The organism is Pseudomonas iridis (assembly GCF_017980685.1).
Lineage (GTDB): Bacteria > Pseudomonadota > Gammaproteobacteria > Pseudomonadales > Pseudomonadaceae > Aquipseudomonas > Aquipseudomonas iridis.
Window position 1 is genome coordinate 74,738 of record NZ_JACXXO010000004.1, and the last position, 18,741, is coordinate 93,478.

Below are 18,741 nucleotides of genomic sequence, written 5' to 3' on the forward strand. Positions count from 1 at the left end.
TTTCTCACAAGGCTAGATCCTCAGGTGTGAATGTCATCTTGAATGAACGATACGGAGCGAAATCGCTCGGCTTCATTCCCTGCATTTCTGTCAAACGTCCAATATTCTTGACCGCCGCTACTGCCGAAGCATCGAACGGACCATCGCCACTGGATTTGGACACGCTGACCGAAGTCACCGTACCGTCCGGCAACATGCCGATTTGCAACACGACCGTCATGCCTTTGCGTGCCGAAGGTGGACGAGCCCAGCCTTCCGCTGCCCGCGCACGAATCAGGTCATCGAAACTGCCCGCGACTTCGTCACCCTGTTCATCGGCCAAGGCCTGCTGACGCTGCGGCGTGTCGGAAAGCAAATCTGCCAAGGCCTGAGCCTTTTTGTCTTCGGTAGATTTACGTGCCGCTTCCTGCGCTTTCTTCTTCGCAGCATCGGCAGCAGCTTTCTTCTTCGCTTCGTCGGCGATTTTCTTCTTCGCCTCTTCAGCTGCAGACTTCTTCTTGGCGTCTTCGGCGGCTTTCTTCTTCGCGTCTTCGACGATCTTTTTCTTCGCTTCTTCAGCGGCCGCTTTCTTGGCCTCTTCTTCAGCAGCCTTTTTGGCTTCTTCTTCAGATTTCTTCTTGGCTATATCAGCCAATTGTTTCTCTTCTGCCTTCTTGGCTTCGGCGGTCTTCTTCGCGTCATCGGCTTTTTTGGCTTCATCAGCCTTTTTCGCCTCGTCCGCTTTTTTCGACTCGTCGGCCTTCTTGGCTTCCTCGGCCTTTTGAGCCGCTTCTTCTTTCTTTTGTTCCGCAGCTTTCACCGCTTCCTGCTCGACCTTTTTCTGTTCCATCTGCTCGACTTCAGTCTGGCGCGCGGCGGATTTCTTCGCCTCACCCGCAATCTTCTGATTGGTCTGGGTGGTTGCCTGACTTTTCGATTTCAGCTGGTACAGGGTCGCCTGGACAATCGGCTTGGCCGGCGGCAGCTCTGGTGTAAAGGCGAAACTGACGAACAGCATGCCGAACACCAGCACGTGCAGGACAATCGCCAGAACACTAGGCCAGAAGTAGCTTTCCGAGGCAGACGGCTCTCGCAGTGGCTGCATCAGGGGGCCTCGGTAATCAAACCAACGTTACCGACCCCGGCTTTCTGCAATCCGCCCATGGCGCCCATGACGGAACCATAGTCGACGGTTTTGTCGCCGCGGATGAAGACCTGGGTACGCTTGCCGCCTTCGGTACCGGCGCGAATGATCTTGGTCACCGCGTCGGTCATCTGCGGCAGGGTCATGGCCCTGTCCTGTTGCTTCTCGGTGTCGACTTCGCTGCCAAGGTTCCAGTAATAGGTCTTGTCAGCCTTGATCGAAATGGTCAGGACCTGGGTGTTGTTGTCCTGCGGCAAGGCTTCGCTGGAAACCTTGGGCAGATCAACTTTCACGCCCTGATTGAGCATCGGCGCGGTCACCATGAAAATGACCAGCAGTACCAGCATCACGTCGATGTAAGGCACCACGTTCATCTCGGCGACCGGCTTGCGCTTTTTGCGAGCTCGAGCGATTAAAGCCATTGGAAATTACCTGCTTATTCTTCGCTGGTGTGCACTTTGCGGTGCAGGATCGCCTGGAATTCATCGGCGAAGGTGTAGTAACGGCCCAGCAGGGTTTCGCTGCGAGCAGCAAAACGGTTGTAAGCGATTACTGCAGGGATTGCCGCAAACAGGCCGATCGCCGTGGCGATCAGTGCTTCGGCGATACCCGGAGCCACGGTGGCCAGGGTCGCTTGCTGGGCGCTGGCCAGACCGCGGAAGGAGTTCATGATGCCCCATACGGTACCGAACAGACCAATGTATGGGCTGACCGAGCCAACAGTGGCGAGGAACGGCAGGCTTTGCTCCAGTTTCTCTTCTTCGCGGGAGATGGCCACACGCATGGCACGGGCCACGCCTTCCATCACCGCCTCAGGATCGACACCTGGCTGCTGGCGCAGACGGGAGAACTCTTTGAAACCGGCGCGGAAGATTTGCTCGACGCCCGAATCCGGATCAGGGTTGCTGCCGGCCTGACGGTACAGTTTGGACAAATCAATACCCGACCAGAAGCGCTCTTCAAAGCTCTCCAGGGCGCGTCGACCGGCACGCAGCAGGTTGCTGCGCTGAAAGATCATGATCCATGAGGTCACCGATGCGGCCACCAGAGTCAACATTACCAACTGCACCACGATGCTGGCATTGCTGACCAGGCTCCACATGGAGGAATGGTCGACGACGTTAGCTTCCACGCTTTATCTCCTGCTTTGAGTGTTTACCCGGGCCGACCGCGTCGGCGAAAGCCGCCCGCAAGTCTTCGGGAAGGGCCCGGGGTTTCAAACTGTTAGTGCGCACACAGGCCACCAAAAACTGCCCTTCACAGAGCAGCACATTATCCGTTGCCCGCCTGACCTGCTGTTTGAAACGCAGGCTGGCACGGTTCAATTCGATTACTTCAGCACTTACCAGAAGCTCGTCGTCCAGTCGCGCCGGCGCGTGGTAACGCGCTTCGCTGGAATGCACGACAAACAACAGGTCCTCCCCGGCAAGCTGCGATTGGGCAAAGCCCAGTTCGCGGAGCCGCTCGGTTCGAGCCCGTTCCATAAACTTGAGGTAATTAACGTAATACACGATGCCGCCCGCATCGGTGTCCTCGTAATAAACGCGACAACGATGTGCGAACGGCTCAAGCCCGTTTTGCGCGCGCATACTCTAGTGCTTACTCCTCATATTGCCAATCCGGCCAGACAACTGTTTTTCGTTGTTTCAGGGCTTTACCGCAAAAGTACCGTCCTCTGACAGTACAAACCCTGAATAAATCGACAACAAATGTGTATTAATCGTCCACGGCATCGAGAAACTCGTCTACCACGGGCGTCTCACCCATTCGTGACGGAATGTTTAAACCGAAATGCAGATACGCATGCCGCGTCACCACCCTGCCCCGTGGCGTGCGCATGATGTAGCCCTGCTGGATCAGATACGGCTCCAGCACGTCTTCAATCGTGTGGCGTTCTTCACTGATGGCCGCTGCAAGACTGTCGATACCGACGGGCCCACCATCGAACTTCTCGATCATGGTCAACAACAGGCGCCGATCCTGATGATCGAAACCATGCTCGTCGACATCCAGCAGGTTCAACGCCAGATCCGCCACGGCTTTGGTGATGTGGCCCTTGGCGCGTACTTCAGCGAAATCGCGCACACGGCGCAGGAGTCGGTTGGCAATTCGCGGTGTGCCACGGGCACGTCGAGCGATTTCGAAGGCGCCCTCCGGGTCCAGGGGCAGGCCAAGAATATTCGCCGAACGACTGACAATCGTCGACAGATCCGCGGTGCTGTAGAACTCAAGACGCTGGACGATACCGAAGCGGTCACGCAACGGGTTGGTCAGCATGCCTGCACGAGTCGTCGCACCGACCAGGGTGAACGGCGGCAGGTCGAGTTTGATCGAGCGTGCTGCCGGCCCTTCACCGATCATGATGTCGAGCTGGAAATCTTCCATCGCCGGGTACAAGACTTCTTCGACGATCGGCGACAGACGATGGATTTCATCGATAAACAGCACGTCATGCGGCTCAAGATTGGTCAGCAATGCCGCCAGATCACCCGGACGCTCCAGGACCGGGCCCGAGGTGCTCTTGATCGACACGCCCATTTCCTGGGCGATGATGTTGGCCAGCGTGGTTTTACCCAGACCCGGCGGGCCGAAGATCAACGTGTGATCAAGCGATTCGCTACGGCCACGAGCAGCCTGGATGAACAGTTCCATCTGCTCGCGCACCGTCGGCTGACCAATGTAGTCAGCCAGACTGACCGGGCGAATGGCGCGGTCCTGGACTTCTTCGCGCTCGCGCGGAATGTGCGCAGCGGCGATCAGACGATCAGCTTCAATCACTTAAATCATTCCCTTCAGGGCGCGGCGGATCATGTCTTCACTGCTCAAGTTCTTGTCCTTGATGGCCGAAATTGCCTTGCTCGCTTCCTGGGGCTTGTAACCCAGGGAAATCAACGCGCTGACCGCATCGTTCTCGGCGGTATTGACCGGCGCCGGGCCGTCCGGCTGGTTTGGCACCAGGGCGAACATGGCCGGCGAGGTTTCCCAGGCCTTGAAGCGATCCTTCAGCTCGACGAGCAAACGCTCGGCGGTTTTCTTGCCGACGCCCGGCACCTTGGTCAGCGCCGACGTGTCCTGAGACTGCACACAGCGGACCAGTTCATCGACTTCCAGACTCGACATCAATGCCAGGGCCAATTTCGGCCCGACACCATTGAGACGGATCAACTCGCGAAAAAAGTCTCGCTCACGCTTGCCGGCGAAACCATAGAGTAACTGCGCGTCTTCGCGCACGACCAAGTGCGTGTGCAGGGTCAGTGGTTCACCGACCGGCGGCAGGCGATAGAGGGTGGTCATGGGCACTTCCAGCTCATACCCGAGGCCATTTACATCGAGAATCAGGTGCGGCGGCTGTTTCTCAGCCAGGGTGCCGCGCAAGCGTCCAATCACGTTTCAGATCCTTGAGCGTTGGCCAGCCGTGGGCTGGCGACTGACGGAAGGCGTGCTGCAGGCCGACGACCCAGGCGCGAAACCCGCATTCCGGAAAATTTGATTGCTGATGCTATCAGAGACGCAGGCGCCCGCCACGACTGCGTGCCGCTCCCAGGCCATGCGGCAGCAGACTGGAACGAGTGTGAGCGTGGCAAATGGCAATGGCCAGGGCGTCCGACGCATCGATTTGCGGTTTGCTGGTCAACTTCAGCATGTGCATGACCATCATTTGCACCTGCTCTTTATTGGCCGCGCCCGTGCCGACCACGGCTTGTTTGACCTGGGTGGCCGTGTACTCGGCAATTTCCAGACTTTCTTCGGCACCGGCAACAATCGCCGCGCCACGGGCCTGCCCGAGTTTGAGCGCCGAGTCGGCGTTTTTCGCCATGAACACTTTTTCGATGCCCATGGTGACCGGGCCGTAGGTCTGAATGATTTCACGCACGCCGCGATAGACGATTTGCAATCGTTCATGCAGCTCGCCGGCGCCGGTGCGGATACAGCCAGAGGCGACGTAAATGCAGCCGCCACGTCCGGTATCGCGAACAATGCCGTAACCGGTGATGCGCGAACCGGGGTCGATACCAAGAATTAAAGTCATAACGCCTGCGGGTTCGGAAAAAGCACGAAATTCGGTACAACAAATAACAAATGTGGGAGCTGGCTTGCCAGCGATGACGGAATGTCAGACCACATCATTTTCTGATGTGCCGACGCCATCGCTGGCAAGCCAGCTCCCACATGAAAGCCTAGTCGCTCTTAACCGAGCTGAGCAGCGACGTCTTCTGGAATATCCGCGTTGGAATAAACGTTCTGCACATCGTCCAGGTCTTCAAGCATGTCGATCAGCTTGAGCACCTTCTCCGCGCCGTCCAGGTCCAGTTCGGCGCTGGTGGTAGGCAGCATGACGATTTCCGCGTCATCACCCTTGAAACCGGCAGCTTCCAACGCGTTACGCACGGAATAGAAACCGGCGAACGAAGTGAACACGTCAATCGAACCATCTTCGTTCGTAACCACGTCATCGGCGTCGGCTTCCATCGCCGCTTCGATCAGTGCGTCCTCATCAACGCCCGGGGCGAAGGAAATCTGGCCCTTGCGCTCGAACAGGTACGCTACCGAACCGTCGGTGCCCAGGTTACCGCCGCACTTGCTGAACGCATGGCGCACAGCCGCTGCGGTGCGATTGCGGTTGTCGGTCATGCACTCGACCATCACCGCCACGCCGCCCGGGCCGTAACCTTCGTAACTCAGCTCGACCATGTCGTCGGTGTCGGCGGCACCGGCACCACGAGCAACCGCGCGATCGATGATATCGCGGCTCATGTTCGCACCGAGGGCCTTGTCCAGGGCCAGACGCAAACGCGGGTTGGACCCCGGATCACCACCACCCTGACGGGCAGCGACGGTCAGCTCACGAATCCACTTGGTAAAGATTTTGCCTTTCTTGGCATCCTGACGTTCTTTGCGGTGCTTGATGTTCGCCCACTTGGAATGACCCGCCATAACTCGCTCCGAATTCTCTTTGAAACGTTGCCCGCCCTGCTCTTGCAGCGACCGGCAAACAAAAAATCTTGAACAGCTTTCAAACGATAAGAAAGAAAAAAGGCGCATCCGAAGATGCGCCTTCAGGCCCGTCTTACTCAGCCTTTGGCGTTTCGCGCAAACGAATGTGCAATTCGCGCAATGCCTTGGCATCCACCACACCCGGTGCTTGCGTCATGACGTCGGCAGCGCTCTGGGTTTTCGGGAAGGCGATCACTTCACGGATCGACTGGGCGCCGGTCATCAGCATCACCAGACGGTCCAGACCGAAGGCCAGGCCACCGTGCGGCGGTGCACCGTACTTCAGGGCGTCGAGCAGGAAGCCGAATTTCTCTTCCTGTTCCGCTTCGTCGATGCCCAACAGACGGAATACCGACTGCTGCATTTCCTTGCGGTGGATACGGATCGAACCGCCACCCAGCTCAGTACCGTTCAGCACCATGTCGTACGCGCGGGACAGAGCAGCGGCCGGGTTGGCTTCGAGCTCTTGCGGCGTGCATTTCGGCGCGGTGAACGGGTGGTGCAGCGCAGAGAAGCTGCCGTCGTCGTTTTCTTCGAACATCGGGAAGTCGACGACCCACATTGGCGCCCACTCGCAGGTCAGCAGCTTCAAGTCGTGACCGAGCTTGATGCGCAGTGCGCCCAGCGCTTCGCTGACGATCTTGGCCTTGTCGGCGCCGAAGAACACGATGTCGCCATCGACTGCGCCAACGCGATCGAGGATCACGTTCAGCTTGTCTTCCGGGATGTTTTTCACGATCGGCGATTGCAGACCTTCAACACCGGCAGCGCGCTCGTTGACCTTGATGTACGCCAGGCCCTTGGCACCGTAGATGCCGACGAACTTGGTGTAGTCGTCGATCTGCTTGCGCGGCATGCTCGCCCCGCCTGGAACGCGCAGTGCGGCGATACGGCATTTCGGATCGTTGGCCGGGCCGCTGAAGACCTTGAAATCGACTTCCTTGAGTTGATCGGCAACGTCGACCAGTTCCAGCGGGTTACGCAGGTCTGGCTTGTCGGAACCGTAGCGGCGCATGGCCTCTTCGAAAGTCATGTGCGGGAATTCGCCGAATTCCAGACCCAGCACTTCCTTGAACAGGTTGCGGATCATTTGCTCGGTGAGGCCCATGATCTCTTTTTCATCGAGGAAGCTGGTCTCGATGTCGATCTGGGTGAATTCCGGCTGACGGTCGGCACGCAGGTCTTCGTCGCGGAAGCACTTGGCGATCTGGTAGTAACGGTCGAAGCCGGCCACCATCAACAGTTGCTTGAACAGCTGCGGCGATTGCGGCAGCGCGAAGAACGAACCGGCGTGAGTACGGCTTGGCACGAGGTAGTCGCGTGCGCCTTCCGGAGTTGCACGGGTCAGGATCGGCGTTTCAACGTCGAGGAAGCCGTTTTCGTCGAGGAAGCGACGGATGCTGGTGGTCATGCGCGAACGCAGACGCAGCTTCTCGGCCATTTCCGGACGACGCAGGTCGAGGAAGCGATAGCGCAGGCGGGTTTCTTCGCCAACGTCGGAGTATTCGTTGAGCGGGAACGGCGGGGTTTCCGACTCGTTCAGCACTTCCAGTTCGTAACCCAGCACTTCGATCATGCCCGACGCCATGTTGGCGTTGGTTGCACCGGCCGGACGCAGACGCACCTTACCGGTGATCTTCACGACGTACTCGCTGCGCACGCGATCGGCGGCGGCGAAGCTCTCGGCGCGATCCGGATCGAACACCACCTGGGCCAGACCGTCACGATCACGGATATCGAGGAAAATCACCCCGCCGTGGTCGCGGCGACGGTGAACCCATCCGCAAAGGGTAATTTCCTGACCTTCCAGGCTTTCGTTCAGTTGGCCGCAATAGTGGCTGCGCATCATGGTAGTGGTTCGCTTCTCGTAATTCGAAATTCGGTGGAGATCCCGTCGCGCTCAAGCTTGTGCGACGCGGGGAAACTCACGCGTGTCGTTCGACCTGGGCCTGAACCCTAGTCAGATTTGTCGCTACCGGCCAGGTTCTTCTTGGTTCCGGTCTTGAAATCGGTTTCGTACCAACCGCTGCCGCTGAGGCGAAAGCCGGGCATCGACAGCTGTTTCTTGAGCTCTGGCGCCTGGCAGGCAGGGCAGTCGACCAGCGGTGCATCGCTGATCTTTTGAATGGCTTCCAACTGATGACCACAGGAAGCACATTGATAATCGTACATCGGCATGGAGGTGTCTCGGCGATCAGATTGCCACCGCGCGCAGGGCTTTGCGGCGAAAGAGCGGGATTATATCCATTAAATGCGGCCTGTGCAGCCGTAAGACTGCACAGGCCGCAACCTCCTTTGCAACCGCTGTGTCAGAGCGATTTCGCTGACTCAGCGAGTTTGATCCCGTTCATGACACACACCACTCGTACCAACGCACTGAAATTTTTCACCCCGCCGTGACGCAGATGCACCTCACGGTCAACGTGCGATAACAGTGAGCTGATCGAACAGCGGTTGTCTTTGGCCATGGCGCCGAGGATGTTCCAGTACACCTGCTCCAGCCGCAGGCACGTCGCGTATCCGTTCAAACGCACGGATCGGGACAGCGGCTGTACCAATGACATGTCGAATTCGTTGACGAACGGATCGAACTTCAATTCATGCTGCAAGCCGACAATCCTGTCGCCTCGCCTGTCTCCCTCTATCATATCGGTGACACTCCTTTGCCATCTCTGCGGGTTTTTCAAAGTCACATCCTGTGACTTCATAAAAGCGCAGACGCAAAGTTATATCCAGATGACTAATTGACCGTCCCCGTAGGATAAGCCAACGATAGAAGTAAGACTGTGGACAGCGCGGGCATCCCCAAGGCCTGCCCGCGCATTTGGGTCAGGCTTCGAGCAATGCGCGCAACATCCACGCGGTTTTTTCATGAACCTGCATGCGCTGGGTCAGCAGGTCGGCCGTCGGCTCATCGCTGACCTTGTCGAGCAGCGGGAAAATGCCGCGCGCGGTGCGGGTCACGGCTTCCTGACCGGCGACCAGTTGCTTGATCATGTCCTCGGCGCTGGGCACCCCCTCCTCCTCCTTGATAGAGGAAAGCCGCGCATACGTGGCATAAGCGCCTGGAGCCGGGAAACCAAGGGCGCGAATGCGCTCGGCGATTGAATCGACGGCCAGTGCCAACTCGTTGTATTGCTCTTCAAACATCAAGTGCAGCGTTCGGAACATCGGACCTGTGACGTTCCAGTGGAAGTTATGGGTTTTCAGATACAGCACGTAGGTGTCCGACAGCAGACGCGACAGCCCCTCGACGATGGACTTGCGGTCTTCTTCACTGATACCGATATCGATTGCCATGTTTTCCCCCTAACGGCGATTTGAATTCATCCAAGGTACCGCCCCACTCTAGCAAGGCTGTCGATCCCTCGCAGCCCCGAATCGATACTCGCACTGCGACAAATCGCCCACTGTGCTGCCGCTGGCCGGCCTGATTTGAGTAGCTGCAGGCTTTGCTGTTAAATAGGCAGTGTGTCGCTATGTCCCATTTTCCGGGGATTTGCGCATAGGCTGATGCTGCGTCCGTGTCCACCGCCTCTTATTTTGTCCCGAAGCGAACCGTGCGCCTTCAGCTCTTCCTTGTGAGCCGTTAATAACGTGAGCCAATCAAAATGTTGAAAATCGTCCACCTGCTAATGGGCGCAGCGGCATTGCTGCTGTCGTTCATACCTAGCTTGAAATCCGAAGCCGTTCCCTACCTGCAACAACCCGATGCACTTTACCTGGCCTTTTTCGGCCTGCTGAACCTGGTCATTGCCCCGGTGATTCCTTACTGGAACAAAGGCCCGCGCCAGCATCTGCAAAATCTGGTCAGCGCTCTTCTGGTGCTGACTGTCGTCCTGCAAACCTTGACCCTGATCGCGCCGATGCCTGTCATCGCCGGCCAGCCAGCCGTGTTGTTCAGCCTGGTGATTGCCCTGGTTGCCGTGGTCCTGCACCTGGCCGTCAGCTTTTATCGATCTTCACCGGCAGCCACGCCAACCACCTACGACATGACCAACCGCGATACCGGCACCGTCAAGTGGTTCAACACTTCCAAAGGCTTCGGCTTTATCTCCCGGGATTCCGGTGATGACATTTTCGTGCACTTTCGCGCGATCCGTGGCGAAGGCCACCGCGTTCTGGTTGAAGGCCAGCGCGTGGAGTTCTCGGTGATAAACCGGGACAAAGGCCTGCAAGCCGAGGACGTGATCGCTGCGCTGCCGCGCCGCTGATCCAAGGCATAAAAAAACCGCGAGCAGCGTGCTGTTCGCGGTTTTTTTACGCCTGATGAAAAGACCGCACCTTAATAATGTGGCGGAGGTGCTTCTTCCTCGAAGGATTCGAACTGTCCGACCATTTCTTCCTGACGCTTGAGCAACGCAGCCATTTGCAATTGCAGGCGCTCGACCACCCGCTGCTGCGCCACCAGGATGTCGTTCAACGTCTGGATAGTGTCGTCCTGAAACGCCAGACGGCTTTCCAGATCGTTAACGCGTTCTTCCAGGGTCATGACTCAGCCCTCCAAAAAGGTGAAATCTTCGGTCAGTACCACACGCAACTGCGCGCGAATGGCGGCCACCTGCTCGCTGTCATAAGGCTTTGCCGGATGCTTGCCCCATACCGGCGCAGGCCACGCCGCGTCGTCGCGTTTGCGCACGATCACATGCATGTGCATCTGGCTGACCACGTTACCCAGCGTAGCGACGTTCATTTTGTCGGCATCGAACAAGTCTTTGAGCAACTCGGCCAGCGCGGTGGTTTCCAGCCAGAGCTGTTGCTGATCGGCGACATCCAACTGAAACAACTCGCTGATATCGTTGCGGCGTGGCACCAGGATGAACCAGGGGTAGTTGGCGTCGTTGGACAGCAACAGACGGCAAAGCGGAAAGTCGCCGATGGCCAGTGTGTCCTGTTGTAGTCGTGAATCTAAAGCAAACACTGCGCGCACTCCCGGCTGATCTACATAATTCAGCTTGGCGAGCCACCCGAAAGGCAGCGCACCAAGCGACAGAACCGCAGCATACCTGCGAATGCGCTCGCCTTCACGAGGACTGTGCCCTGGCCATTTCTCCGGACGCCCCGACATGTGACATTTTTTGATTTGCTGCACCAGCACGGAACCCGACCAGATGACCAATCCGCTGAAATGACCGAAAAACCGTGACGTGCTCACGATCGCCCGCAGCCAGATCTGTATGAATAAGGTACAGCGCGTAAATTTTTTGCACCAAAACCGCACAGTGGGTCTACGCTCAGTGCGTCGGGCATCCGCCGAATACTCACTGGCGGGGTGAACCGGTAACGTTTTTGGTTGTCGTGCGCCGATTACGGCGTGGCAACACCATACGAACAATCGCGTCAAGCCCTTACAAAAAGCGGCTTGGCGCCCAGTATTTATGAGGCTTTTACAGGTAAAGACAAGCGCGTTGAAAAATAACCGCACCGAAATTGCAGTTTGTGCACGCTTGTTGCAAGCGTACTCATATGGACTATAAGCGCACCACGGGATGTGGGAGCCTTAAGCCCGATAAAAACAGTGGCAGGGTTGCCCGATGGAGATTCAAGTGTTTTGCCAGGGACTCTTTTTTAGCGATGCAAAAGGCTAGAAAAACAGCGAAAAAGTTGTCGGTCCGATTGCATCGGTACTGTGAATTTGCGACATCTACCAAGCCATCTGCGACAGCGTCGTAAAGAAGGCGAAAGGTTCGATTAGCAAGTATCGCCAACAATGTCGGCGTGATATAAGTTTGCGCCGACACAAAAAGAAAGAACCGCCCAGATAATAAAACAGGTGGGACGGCAGTACTCTTCTAAAAACCAAAGGAGCAAATCACGATGCGCGTGATGAAGTGGAGCATGATCGCACTGGCTGTTTCAGCAGGCACCTCGCAGTTCGCAATGGCGTCCGCCCAGGATGAATCCAAAGGCTTCGTTGAAGACAGTACCTTCAATGTAAAGACCCGCATGCTGTATATGAACCGTGATTTCAAGAATGAAAACTTGAAAACCAGCCCATCGGGTGAGCGCCAAGGCTACCGCGAAGAAACCGGTATTGGCATGCACGCCATCTTCGAATCCGGCTTCACTCAAGGCACCATCGGTGTTGGTGTTGACGCTTTCGGTCTGGGCTCGATCAAACTCGACAGCGGCCGCGGTCGTACAGGCAACGGCCTGTTCGCTGCCGATAGCGATGGCACACCTGAGGACACTCAGTCCAAAGCGGGTGGCGCAGTTAAATTCCGCCTGTCCAATACTGTCTTGAAGTATGGCGACCAATTCGTCGCCAGCCCGGTATTCTCCACTGACGACAGCCGTTTGCTGCCTGAAGCCACCACCGGTACCTTGCTCGTATCCAAGGAAATCCCTGGCCTTGAGCTGAGCGCTGGTCGCTTCACCGCGATGAGCTCCCAGACCGGCATGGGCCATGACACCATCGCAGACGGCGGCCTGCCGTCTGCCAATATCGGTGGTGCCACCTACCAGTTCACCGACAACTTCGTCGCCGGTGTTGCGGCTTCCGACGTGGATGACCACTTCAAGAAGCAGTACCTCAACGCCAATTACACCCTGCCGATCAACGATGAACAGTCGTTGAACTTCGACTTCAACGGGTACAAGAGCAAGAGCCAAGGTCAGGAACTGTCGGGTGATATCGACAACCGCATCTGGTCCCTGGCTGCCGCTTACAGCATCGGCGCCCACAAATTCACCCTCGCTCACCAGCGTTCGACCGGTGATACCGGTTACGTATATGGCGTAGACGGCGGCGGCACCATTTTCCTCGCCAACTCCGTGCAGTACTCCGACTTCAACGGTGCAGACGAGCGTTCGTGGCAGGGTCGCTACGACCTGAACATGAAAACCTACGGCGTACCGGGCCTGAGCTTCATGACCCGTTACATCAAAGGCGACAACATCTCTACCGGTGCTGAAGAAGGCAAGGAACACGAGCTGGACTTCGAAACCAAGTACGTAATGCAGAATGGCCCGGCAAAAGACCTGTCCTTCCGCCTGCGTAGCGCCTGGTACCGCTCCAACACCGCTTATAACGGTGGTGACAACAACGATCTGCGTCTGATCGTTGAGTATCCGCTGAGCATCTTGTAATCCGGATGTAGTTCAGCAGTACTGTAGAGCTCTGCTCTAATTAGAACCGCTCACCCTGACAGGTGGGCGGTTTTTTTTGCTTATTCAATAGCGGCCTAAGCATATTTGAATAGCAAGCTAATTATGTCGACCGGAGCGGGCTTATTGCGAACAATAAAAAACCCAAGAGACTTTGCAGCTCTTGGGTTTAATTGCCTTACTTGACCGTCAGGGCAAATAATCGATCGCTTACTGCGGTGCCCCTTCCTGAACCACACGAATAACTCGCTGCGGAAACGGAATATCAATGCCTGCAGCTTTTAAACGATCGCGGGACAGTTCATTTAACATGAACATCACATCCCAATAGTCTGCAGTTTTAACCCAAACACGCAGGGACACCGTGATCGAACTGTCGCCCAGTGTCGAGACCACTGCCTGCGGCGCCGGGTCCTGCATAACACGTTCATCCTTGGCCAGATCCAGCAGTACCTGACGGGCCGTTTGCAGATCGGCTTCGTAATCCACGCCCACATCGAACACAACCTTGCGGGTTGGCTGACGGTTGGTATTGGTGATGATGCCGTTCGACAGGTTGCCGTTGGGCATGATGACGGTCTTATTGTCGCCGGTACGCAGGACGGTATGGAAAATCTGGATGCTGTCGACGGTACCCGCCACGCCTTGCGCCTCGATCCAGTCGCCGATGCGGAACGGGCGGAACAGCAGAATCAGCACGCCGCCGGCGAAGTTCGCCAGGCTGCCCTGCAACGCCAGACCGATGGCCAGACCCGCAGCACCGATCGCGGCAACGAACGAGGTGGTTTCGACACCGATCATCGAAGCCACGCTGACGATCAGCAGCACCTTGAGAATGATGTTGGCCAGGCTGCTGATAAAGCCTTGCAGTGCCAGGTCAGCGTTACGCAGGGCCAGCAAACCACCGAGTTTTTGCGTGACCTTGTTGATCAGCCACCAGCCGATCCCCAGGGTAATCACTGCCAGCAGCACGCGGCTGCCGTATTCCATGATCATCGGGATCCACGCCTGGGATGCCTTGACCAGGTGGTCTACTTCAGCATTCAAATCCATGTTCTATCTCCTGATTTCCGGCTACCCGGGATGTGCACAAATAAATGTGGGAGCGAGCCTGCTCGCGAAAGCGCTGTGTCATTCAGCAATGAATTGACTGACACAGCGACTTTAGCGAGCAGGCTGGCTCCCACCGTTTCCACGGATAACGCTTAGTCGCGGAAGTTGTTGAACTGCAGCGGCATGCCGAACTCCTTGGCACGCAAGGCCGCGATGGCTTCTTGCAGGTCGTCGCGCTTCTTGCCGGTGACACGCACCTGCTCGCCCTGAATGGCAGCCTGCACCTTGAGTTTGGCGTCCTTGATGTGGCCGACGATCTTCTTCGCCAGTTCCTTGTCGATGCCTTCCTTGAGCACGGCGTCCTGCTTCATCAGCTTGCCCGAGGCGTACTCATCCTTGACTTCAAGGCACTGCACGTCGATCTTGCGCTTGACCAGGGCCAACTTGAGGATTTCGATCATCGCTTCCAGCTGGAATCCGGCTTCAGCGGTCAGACTGACAGTCAGGTCCTTTTCCTTGAACTCGAAACTGCCTTTACCTTTCAGGTCATAACGACGATCGAGTTCCTTCACGGCGTTCTCGACCGCGTTGGTGAGTTCGTGTTTGTCCAGTTCGGATACCACGTCGAACGACGGCATGTAATTTCTCCAATAAAAAGGCGCGCTCTATGTGGATGGAGCGCGCTTGGCTTGCGGTTAAAATCGGGCTCATTATAACGGGTCTTTTCCTGTCGACACGCGAGCCGCGCATGCCTGTCCCCAATCGAGCAAAAAACTGATGTCTACCCCTTGGCACATTCTCGGCGCCGGCAGTCTCGGCACACTCTGGGCTACGCGGCTGGCTCGTGCCGGCCTGCCAGTGAGGCTGATCGTGCGCGACGTGACGCGTTTGCACAGCTATAACGCAGCCGACGGGTTAACCCTCGTAGAAAACGGACAAGCCAACACCTACGCAGTTCCCGGCGAAACCCCGGACAATCCCGAACCGATCCGTCGCCTGCTGGTGGCCTGCAAGGCCTACGACGCCGAAAACGCAGTGGCCCGCCTCGCCCCACGCTTGACGCCCGATGCGGAAATTATTCTGCTGCAAAATGGCCTCGGTAGTCAGGACGCTGTCGCCGCGCGAGTACCGCATGCACGCTGCATCAGCGCTTCAAGTACCGAAGGGGCGTTCCGCGATGGCGACTGGCGTGTGGTGTTCGCCGGCCACGGTTTTACCTGGCTCGGTGATGCCGCTCATCCGGTGGCGCCGATCTGGCTGGATGATCTTGAGGCGGCGAAAATCCCCCACGAGTGGAGCACCGACATCCTCACACGGCTGTGGCGCAAACTGGCGCTCAACTGCGCGATCAATCCGCTGACGGTGTTGCACAACTGCCGCAACGGTGGCTTACAGGCGCATCATTGCGAAGTCGCTACGCTCTGCGCCGAGCTCGCCGAACTGCTGCAGCGCTGTGGCCAACCTGCGGCGGCGGAAAACCTGCAACAGGAAGTCGAACGGGTGATCCAGGCCACCGCGGCCAATTACTCATCGATGTATCAAGATGTCGCCAATCAGCGCCGCACGGAGATCAGCTATCTATTGGGCCACGCCTGCAAAGTCGCCGCACGCCACCAATTGAACCTGCCGCACCTCAATCAATTGCAGCAACGCCTGATCGCTCATCTGCGCAGCCTCGGATTGCCCAGCGACTGAGCAGCGGCTACGCTGGCGACTTGTTCCTTTGCTGCGAAAAACCCGATGCCATTGCGCCAGCGCCTCGAAAACCTTCCGGTCGGCCAGAAACTCCTGGCCGCCCTGCTGGTGCTGTTGACCACTGTGTTGCTGGTCGCCAACCTGACTTTTATCAGCGCCGCCTATTACATCTCCCAAGAGAGCATGGCCCCGCAGGCCTTGCAGACCATCGGCCGCCTGATCGCCAACCCGAGCCTGGTGAGTGAAGCCCTGCAATCACCGCAAAGCGCCGAACGCCTGCTCAAGGAACTCGACAGTTATTCACCACTGCGCGCCGCCGCCCTGTATGACGGCAAAGGCGAACGGCTGGCGCAATTGCAACACGGCGACAAACTCCACCTGCCGGAACGTTACCGGCACATCGAAGCCTGGCAACTCACTGAATTTCGTACCAACCAGGTGATTACCCTGCCCCGCCCTGGCACCGAGCCGGGTCATCTGCTGCTGGTAGCCAGCAGCGAACTGCCGATGGCGTTCTACACCGGCACGCTCACTGCCAGCCTCGGCATCCTGATTTTCAGCGTGCTGTTGTGGCTGGTGATTGCCCGGCAGATCAAACGGCTGATCACTCGCCCTATCCATCAACTGGAAGAGCTGTCGCGTCAGGTCACCCGCGAAGAGAACTACGCGTTGCGTGCCTCACGCGGCAACCATGACGAAATCGGCAGTCTCGCCGAAGCGTTCAACACCATGCTGTCGCGTATCGAAGCCCGCGAACAGCAGCTCAAACGCGCCCGCGATGACTCGCAAGCCGCTTACGATCAGGCGCAGGGGCTGGCCGAGGAAACCCGCCACACCAACCGCAAGCTTGAGCTGGAAGTTCAGGTGCGCAGCAAAATCGAAAAGAAACTCACCGGTTTCCAGAATTACCTCAACAGCATCATCGACTCGATGCCTTCGGCGCTGATTGCGCTCGACGAGCAGCTCTACGTCACCCAATGGAACCAGGAAGCCAGCGCCCTCTCCGGCACACGCCTGGACGAAGCGCTGAACCAGCCGATCTTCCTCGCGTTCGAACCGCTGAAACCGTTTTTGCCGCAGCTCAAGCAGACGGTCGAGCAGCACACCGTGGCGAAGATCGAACGGGTGACATGGTTCAAGGACGATGAGCCCAAACATTACGCGCTGACCTTCTACCCGCTGATGGGCGGTACCGGGCGTGGCGTGGTGATCCGTATCGACGACATCACCCAGCGCCTGTCGCTGGAAGAAATGATGGTGCAGTCAGAAAAAATGCTCTCGGTCGGCGGCCTCGCAGCGGGCATGGCCCATGAAATCAACAACCCGCTCGGTGCGATCCTGCACAACGTGCAAAACATCCGTCGGCGCCTGTCGACAGACCTGCCAAAGAACCTCGAAACCGCCGAGCAACTGGGCATTGAGCTGGACACGGTAAACCGCTACCTGCAAGGCCGGGAAGTCCCGAAACTGCTCGATGGTATTCAACAGGCGGGCGCGCGAGCAGCGAAAATCGTCACCCACATGCTCAGCTTCAGTCGCCGCAGCACTCGTCAGATGGCACCGTGCGATCTGCCGGCCCTGATTGATCAAGCGGTGGAAATCGCCGGTAACGACTTCGATCTGGCCATCGGTTTTGACTTCAAGGGTCAGGCGATCATCCGCCAGTTCGACCCGGCGCTCGGCCCGGTGCCGGGTACCGCCAACGAGCTGGAGCAAGTGCTGCTCAACCTGTTGAAAAACGCCGCGCAAGCCATTCATCAGCGCGAAGAGGACAGCGAGCCAGGGCGGATCATCCTGCGCACCCGGCTCAATCCGCCGTGGGCCGAGATTCAGGTCGAGGACAACGGCATCGGCATGAGCGAGAACGTGCGCAAGCGCACCTTCGAACCGTTTTTCACTACCAAGGAAATCGGCCAGGGCACAGGGCTCGGCTTGTCGGTGTCGTACTTCATCATCACCAATAACCACAAAGGGCAGATGGAAGTGCAGTCTGCGCCGGGGCAAGGAACGTGTTTCACCTTGCGTCTGCCGCTGGCCCAACCGCTGCCTATCGCGGCTCAACCCATCAATTAACGAGGTAACCCATGGGCTTTCGCCTGTCGAAAATCTACACCCGCACCGGCGACAAAGGCGAAACCGGCCTGGGCGATGGCCGCCGCGTGCCCAAGGATCACCCACGCATCGAGGCCATTGGCGAGGTCGATACGCTGAACAGTCAGGTCGGCGTGTTACTGGCCGGTTTGATGGCCGAGCGTGAGACGTATCCAGGCTTGAACGAGCTGATCGAGGTGTTGGCACCTTGTCAGCATCGGCTGTTCGACCTCGGGGGCGAGTTGGCGATGCCGCAGTATCAGGCACTGAACGAGGCGGAAATCGAACGGCTGGAAGCGGCGATTGATGTCTGGAACGAAGAGTTGGGGCCGCTGGAGAATTTCATCTTGCCGGGCGGTTCGATGCTGATTGCTCAGGCACATGTGTGCCGGAGTCTGGCAAGGAGTGCCGAGCGGCGGTGTCAGCATTTGAATGCCGAAGAACCCTTGGCCGGGGTTGGGTTGGCTTATATCAATCGGCTGTCGGATTTGTTGTTTGTCGCGGCACGGGTGATTGCGCGGCGACAGGGGATTGCGGAAATTTTGTGGCAGCCGGCGGTAAAGCCTTCAGATATATAGCGTCTGACAGGAAGTCATCGCTGGCAAGCCAGCTCCCACAGGTTCCATTGGTGTGCACATCACCTGTGAACGACACAAATCTCTGTGGGAGCTGGCCTG

The 18,741-nt window shown here is 57.6% G+C and carries 21 protein-coding genes and 1 pseudogene; 6 read left to right on the forward strand and 16 right to left on the reverse strand.

The features are described from left to right. Positions 1-4: 4 nt before the first annotated feature. The 12 genes from tolA to IEQ42_RS09660 all read right to left on the reverse strand — a co-directional run bounded on the left by tolA (position 5) and on the right by IEQ42_RS09660 (position 9,418). Positions 5-1,084: a cell envelope integrity protein TolA gene (gene tolA, locus IEQ42_RS09605; protein ID WP_210703353.1), complete on the reverse strand. Its 1,080-nt coding sequence runs from the start codon at positions 1,082-1,084 to the stop codon at positions 5-7. After that, complete coding sequence (tolR, locus tag IEQ42_RS09610) at positions 1,084-1,536, reverse strand: protein TolR (RefSeq protein WP_161806672.1); 453 nt, start codon at positions 1,534-1,536, stop codon at positions 1,084-1,086. Before tolR ends, tolA begins: the two co-directional genes overlap by 1 nt. Positions 1,537-1,559: 23 nt before the next feature. Continuing rightward, on the reverse strand, positions 1,560-2,255 hold the full coding sequence (gene tolQ, locus IEQ42_RS09615) for a protein TolQ (protein ID WP_008080223.1): 696 nt from the start codon (positions 2,253-2,255) through the stop codon (positions 1,560-1,562). Next, positions 2,245-2,712 carry a tol-pal system-associated acyl-CoA thioesterase gene (gene ybgC / locus IEQ42_RS09620; RefSeq protein ID WP_042560637.1) on the reverse strand — a complete coding sequence of 156 codons (468 nt, stop codon included), beginning with the start codon at positions 2,710-2,712 and terminating at the stop codon, positions 2,245-2,247. The genes tolQ and ybgC overlap by 11 nt, the downstream gene beginning before the upstream one ends. A 127-nt stretch (positions 2,713-2,839) precedes the next feature. Next, entirely contained in the window at positions 2,840-3,901 is a 1,062-nt protein-coding gene (gene ruvB, locus IEQ42_RS09625) for a Holliday junction branch migration DNA helicase RuvB (RefSeq protein ID WP_115146137.1), read from the reverse strand. Then, complete coding sequence (gene ruvA, locus IEQ42_RS09630; RefSeq protein WP_042560639.1) at positions 3,902-4,510, reverse strand: Holliday junction branch migration protein RuvA; 609 nt, start codon at positions 4,508-4,510, stop codon at positions 3,902-3,904. Between the two features lie 115 nt (positions 4,511-4,625). Beyond that, positions 4,626-5,153 (reverse strand): crossover junction endodeoxyribonuclease RuvC, encoded by a 528-nt coding sequence (gene ruvC / locus IEQ42_RS09635; protein ID WP_007912737.1) that lies wholly within the window; start codon positions 5,151-5,153, stop codon positions 4,626-4,628. Positions 5,154-5,311: 158 nt separating this feature from the next. Beyond that, a complete protein-coding gene (locus IEQ42_RS09640) occupies positions 5,312-6,058 on the reverse strand; it encodes a YebC/PmpR family DNA-binding transcriptional regulator (RefSeq protein WP_042560640.1) in 747 nt (248 codons plus the stop codon). Positions 6,059-6,191: 133 nt separating this feature from the next. Further along, a complete protein-coding gene (gene aspS, locus IEQ42_RS09645) occupies positions 6,192-7,967 on the reverse strand; it encodes an aspartate--tRNA ligase (protein ID WP_210703354.1) in 1,776 nt (591 codons plus the stop codon). Between the two features lie 107 nt (positions 7,968-8,074). Further along, positions 8,075-8,296 carry an FmdB family zinc ribbon protein gene (locus IEQ42_RS09650; RefSeq protein ID WP_042560642.1) on the reverse strand — a complete coding sequence of 74 codons (222 nt, stop codon included), beginning with the start codon at positions 8,294-8,296 and terminating at the stop codon, positions 8,075-8,077. Positions 8,297-8,427: 131 nt separating this feature from the next. Beyond that, the gene (locus IEQ42_RS09655) at positions 8,428-8,766 is read right to left on the reverse strand and encodes a ribbon-helix-helix domain-containing protein (RefSeq protein WP_210703355.1); all 339 of its coding nucleotides are present in this window, start codon (positions 8,764-8,766) and stop codon (positions 8,428-8,430) included. Between the two features lie 181 nt (positions 8,767-8,947). Further along, the gene (locus IEQ42_RS09660) at positions 8,948-9,418 is read right to left on the reverse strand and encodes a Dps family protein (protein ID WP_042560644.1); all 471 of its coding nucleotides are present in this window, start codon (positions 9,416-9,418) and stop codon (positions 8,948-8,950) included. Between the two features lie 311 nt (positions 9,419-9,729). On the opposite strand from IEQ42_RS09660, the pseudogene IEQ42_RS27530 reads away from it, so the two are divergent. Together IEQ42_RS27530 and IEQ42_RS09665 are read left to right on the forward strand one after the other, a co-directional pair. Beyond that, a pseudogene (locus IEQ42_RS27530) lies at positions 9,730-10,050 on the forward strand (cold shock domain-containing protein membrane protein); the annotation flags it as partial. A 60-nt stretch (positions 10,051-10,110) separates the two neighbouring features. After that, positions 10,111-10,332, forward strand: coding sequence for a cold-shock protein (locus tag IEQ42_RS09665; RefSeq protein ID WP_210703477.1), 222 nt, complete (start codon positions 10,111-10,113; stop codon positions 10,330-10,332). Positions 10,333-10,403: 71 nt separating this feature from the next. On the opposite strand, the gene IEQ42_RS09670 is transcribed toward IEQ42_RS09665, so the two are convergent. Both IEQ42_RS09670 and IEQ42_RS09675 read right to left on the reverse strand, forming a co-directional pair. Then, on the reverse strand, positions 10,404-10,610 hold the full coding sequence (locus tag IEQ42_RS09670) for a SlyX family protein (protein WP_042560646.1): 207 nt from the start codon (positions 10,608-10,610) through the stop codon (positions 10,404-10,406). A 3-nt stretch (positions 10,611-10,613) separates the two neighbouring features. Beyond that, positions 10,614-11,039 carry an HIT domain-containing protein gene (locus IEQ42_RS09675; RefSeq protein WP_047302764.1) on the reverse strand — a complete coding sequence of 142 codons (426 nt, stop codon included), beginning with the start codon at positions 11,037-11,039 and terminating at the stop codon, positions 10,614-10,616. An 896-nt stretch (positions 11,040-11,935) separates the two neighbouring features. Here IEQ42_RS09675 and IEQ42_RS09680 point away from each other — a divergent pair. Continuing rightward, entirely contained in the window at positions 11,936-13,207 is a 1,272-nt protein-coding gene (locus IEQ42_RS09680; RefSeq protein ID WP_210703356.1) for an OprD family porin, read from the forward strand. Between the two features lie 228 nt (positions 13,208-13,435). Here the strand turns inward: IEQ42_RS09680 and IEQ42_RS09685 are convergent, their stop codons facing one another. After that, positions 13,436-14,278, reverse strand: a complete 843-nt coding sequence (locus tag IEQ42_RS09685) for a mechanosensitive ion channel family protein (RefSeq protein ID WP_210703357.1) — start codon at positions 14,276-14,278, stop codon at positions 13,436-13,438. Between the two features lie 152 nt (positions 14,279-14,430). Beyond that, on the reverse strand, positions 14,431-14,916 hold the full coding sequence (locus IEQ42_RS09690; RefSeq protein ID WP_042560649.1) for a YajQ family cyclic di-GMP-binding protein: 486 nt from the start codon (positions 14,914-14,916) through the stop codon (positions 14,431-14,433). Positions 14,917-15,055: 139 nt separating this feature from the next. Between IEQ42_RS09690 and IEQ42_RS09695 the strand changes: the two genes are divergently transcribed. Genes IEQ42_RS09695 through IEQ42_RS09705 form a run of 3 tightly spaced genes read left to right on the forward strand, consistent with a single transcriptional unit; the run spans position 15,056 to position 18,642 of the window. Continuing rightward, the gene (locus tag IEQ42_RS09695) at positions 15,056-15,973 is read left to right on the forward strand and encodes a putative 2-dehydropantoate 2-reductase (protein ID WP_047302768.1); all 918 of its coding nucleotides are present in this window, start codon (positions 15,056-15,058) and stop codon (positions 15,971-15,973) included. Between the two features lie 45 nt (positions 15,974-16,018). Then, positions 16,019-18,046, forward strand: coding sequence for a HAMP domain-containing sensor histidine kinase (locus tag IEQ42_RS09700; protein ID WP_042560651.1), 2,028 nt, complete (start codon positions 16,019-16,021; stop codon positions 18,044-18,046). A gap of 11 nt (positions 18,047-18,057) precedes the next feature. Next, positions 18,058-18,642 (forward strand): cob(I)yrinic acid a,c-diamide adenosyltransferase, encoded by a 585-nt coding sequence (locus tag IEQ42_RS09705; RefSeq protein ID WP_210703358.1) that lies wholly within the window; start codon positions 18,058-18,060, stop codon positions 18,640-18,642. Positions 18,643-18,741: the final 99 nt, after the last annotated feature.

Coding starts and splice junctions, on each gene's coding strand:
- IEQ42_RS09700 (WP_042560651.1), top strand. CDS start 16,019: ATGCCATTGCGCCAGCGCCTCGAAAACCTTCCGGTCGGCCAGAAACTC.
- IEQ42_RS09640 (WP_042560640.1), bottom strand. CDS start 6,058: ATGGCGGGTCATTCCAAGTGGGCGAACATCAAGCACCGCAAAGAACGT.
- aspS (WP_210703354.1), bottom strand. CDS start 7,967: ATGATGCGCAGCCACTATTGCGGCCAACTGAACGAAAGCCTGGAAGGT.
- IEQ42_RS09660 (WP_042560644.1), bottom strand. CDS start 9,418: ATGGCAATCGATATCGGTATCAGTGAAGAAGACCGCAAGTCCATCGTC.
- IEQ42_RS09685 (WP_210703357.1), bottom strand. CDS start 14,278: ATGGATTTGAATGCTGAAGTAGACCACCTGGTCAAGGCATCCCAGGCG.
- IEQ42_RS09650 (WP_042560642.1), bottom strand. CDS start 8,296: ATGCCGATGTACGATTATCAATGTGCTTCCTGTGGTCATCAGTTGGAA.
- IEQ42_RS09680 (WP_210703356.1), top strand. CDS start 11,936: ATGCGCGTGATGAAGTGGAGCATGATCGCACTGGCTGTTTCAGCAGGC.
- IEQ42_RS09665 (WP_210703477.1), top strand. CDS start 10,111: ATGACCAACCGCGATACCGGCACCGTCAAGTGGTTCAACACTTCCAAA.
- IEQ42_RS09695 (WP_047302768.1), top strand. CDS start 15,056: ATGTCTACCCCTTGGCACATTCTCGGCGCCGGCAGTCTCGGCACACTC.
- IEQ42_RS09655 (WP_210703355.1), bottom strand. CDS start 8,766: ATGATAGAGGGAGACAGGCGAGGCGACAGGATTGTCGGCTTGCAGCAT.
- IEQ42_RS09705 (WP_210703358.1), top strand. CDS start 18,058: ATGGGCTTTCGCCTGTCGAAAATCTACACCCGCACCGGCGACAAAGGC.
- ruvC (WP_007912737.1), bottom strand. CDS start 5,153: ATGACTTTAATTCTTGGTATCGACCCCGGTTCGCGCATCACCGGTTAC.
- IEQ42_RS09670 (WP_042560646.1), bottom strand. CDS start 10,610: ATGACCCTGGAAGAACGCGTTAACGATCTGGAAAGCCGTCTGGCGTTT.
- tolA (WP_210703353.1), bottom strand. CDS start 1,084: ATGCAGCCACTGCGAGAGCCGTCTGCCTCGGAAAGCTACTTCTGGCCT.
- ybgC (WP_042560637.1), bottom strand. CDS start 2,712: ATGCGCGCGCAAAACGGGCTTGAGCCGTTCGCACATCGTTGTCGCGTT.
- IEQ42_RS09690 (WP_042560649.1), bottom strand. CDS start 14,916: ATGCCGTCGTTCGACGTGGTATCCGAACTGGACAAACACGAACTCACC.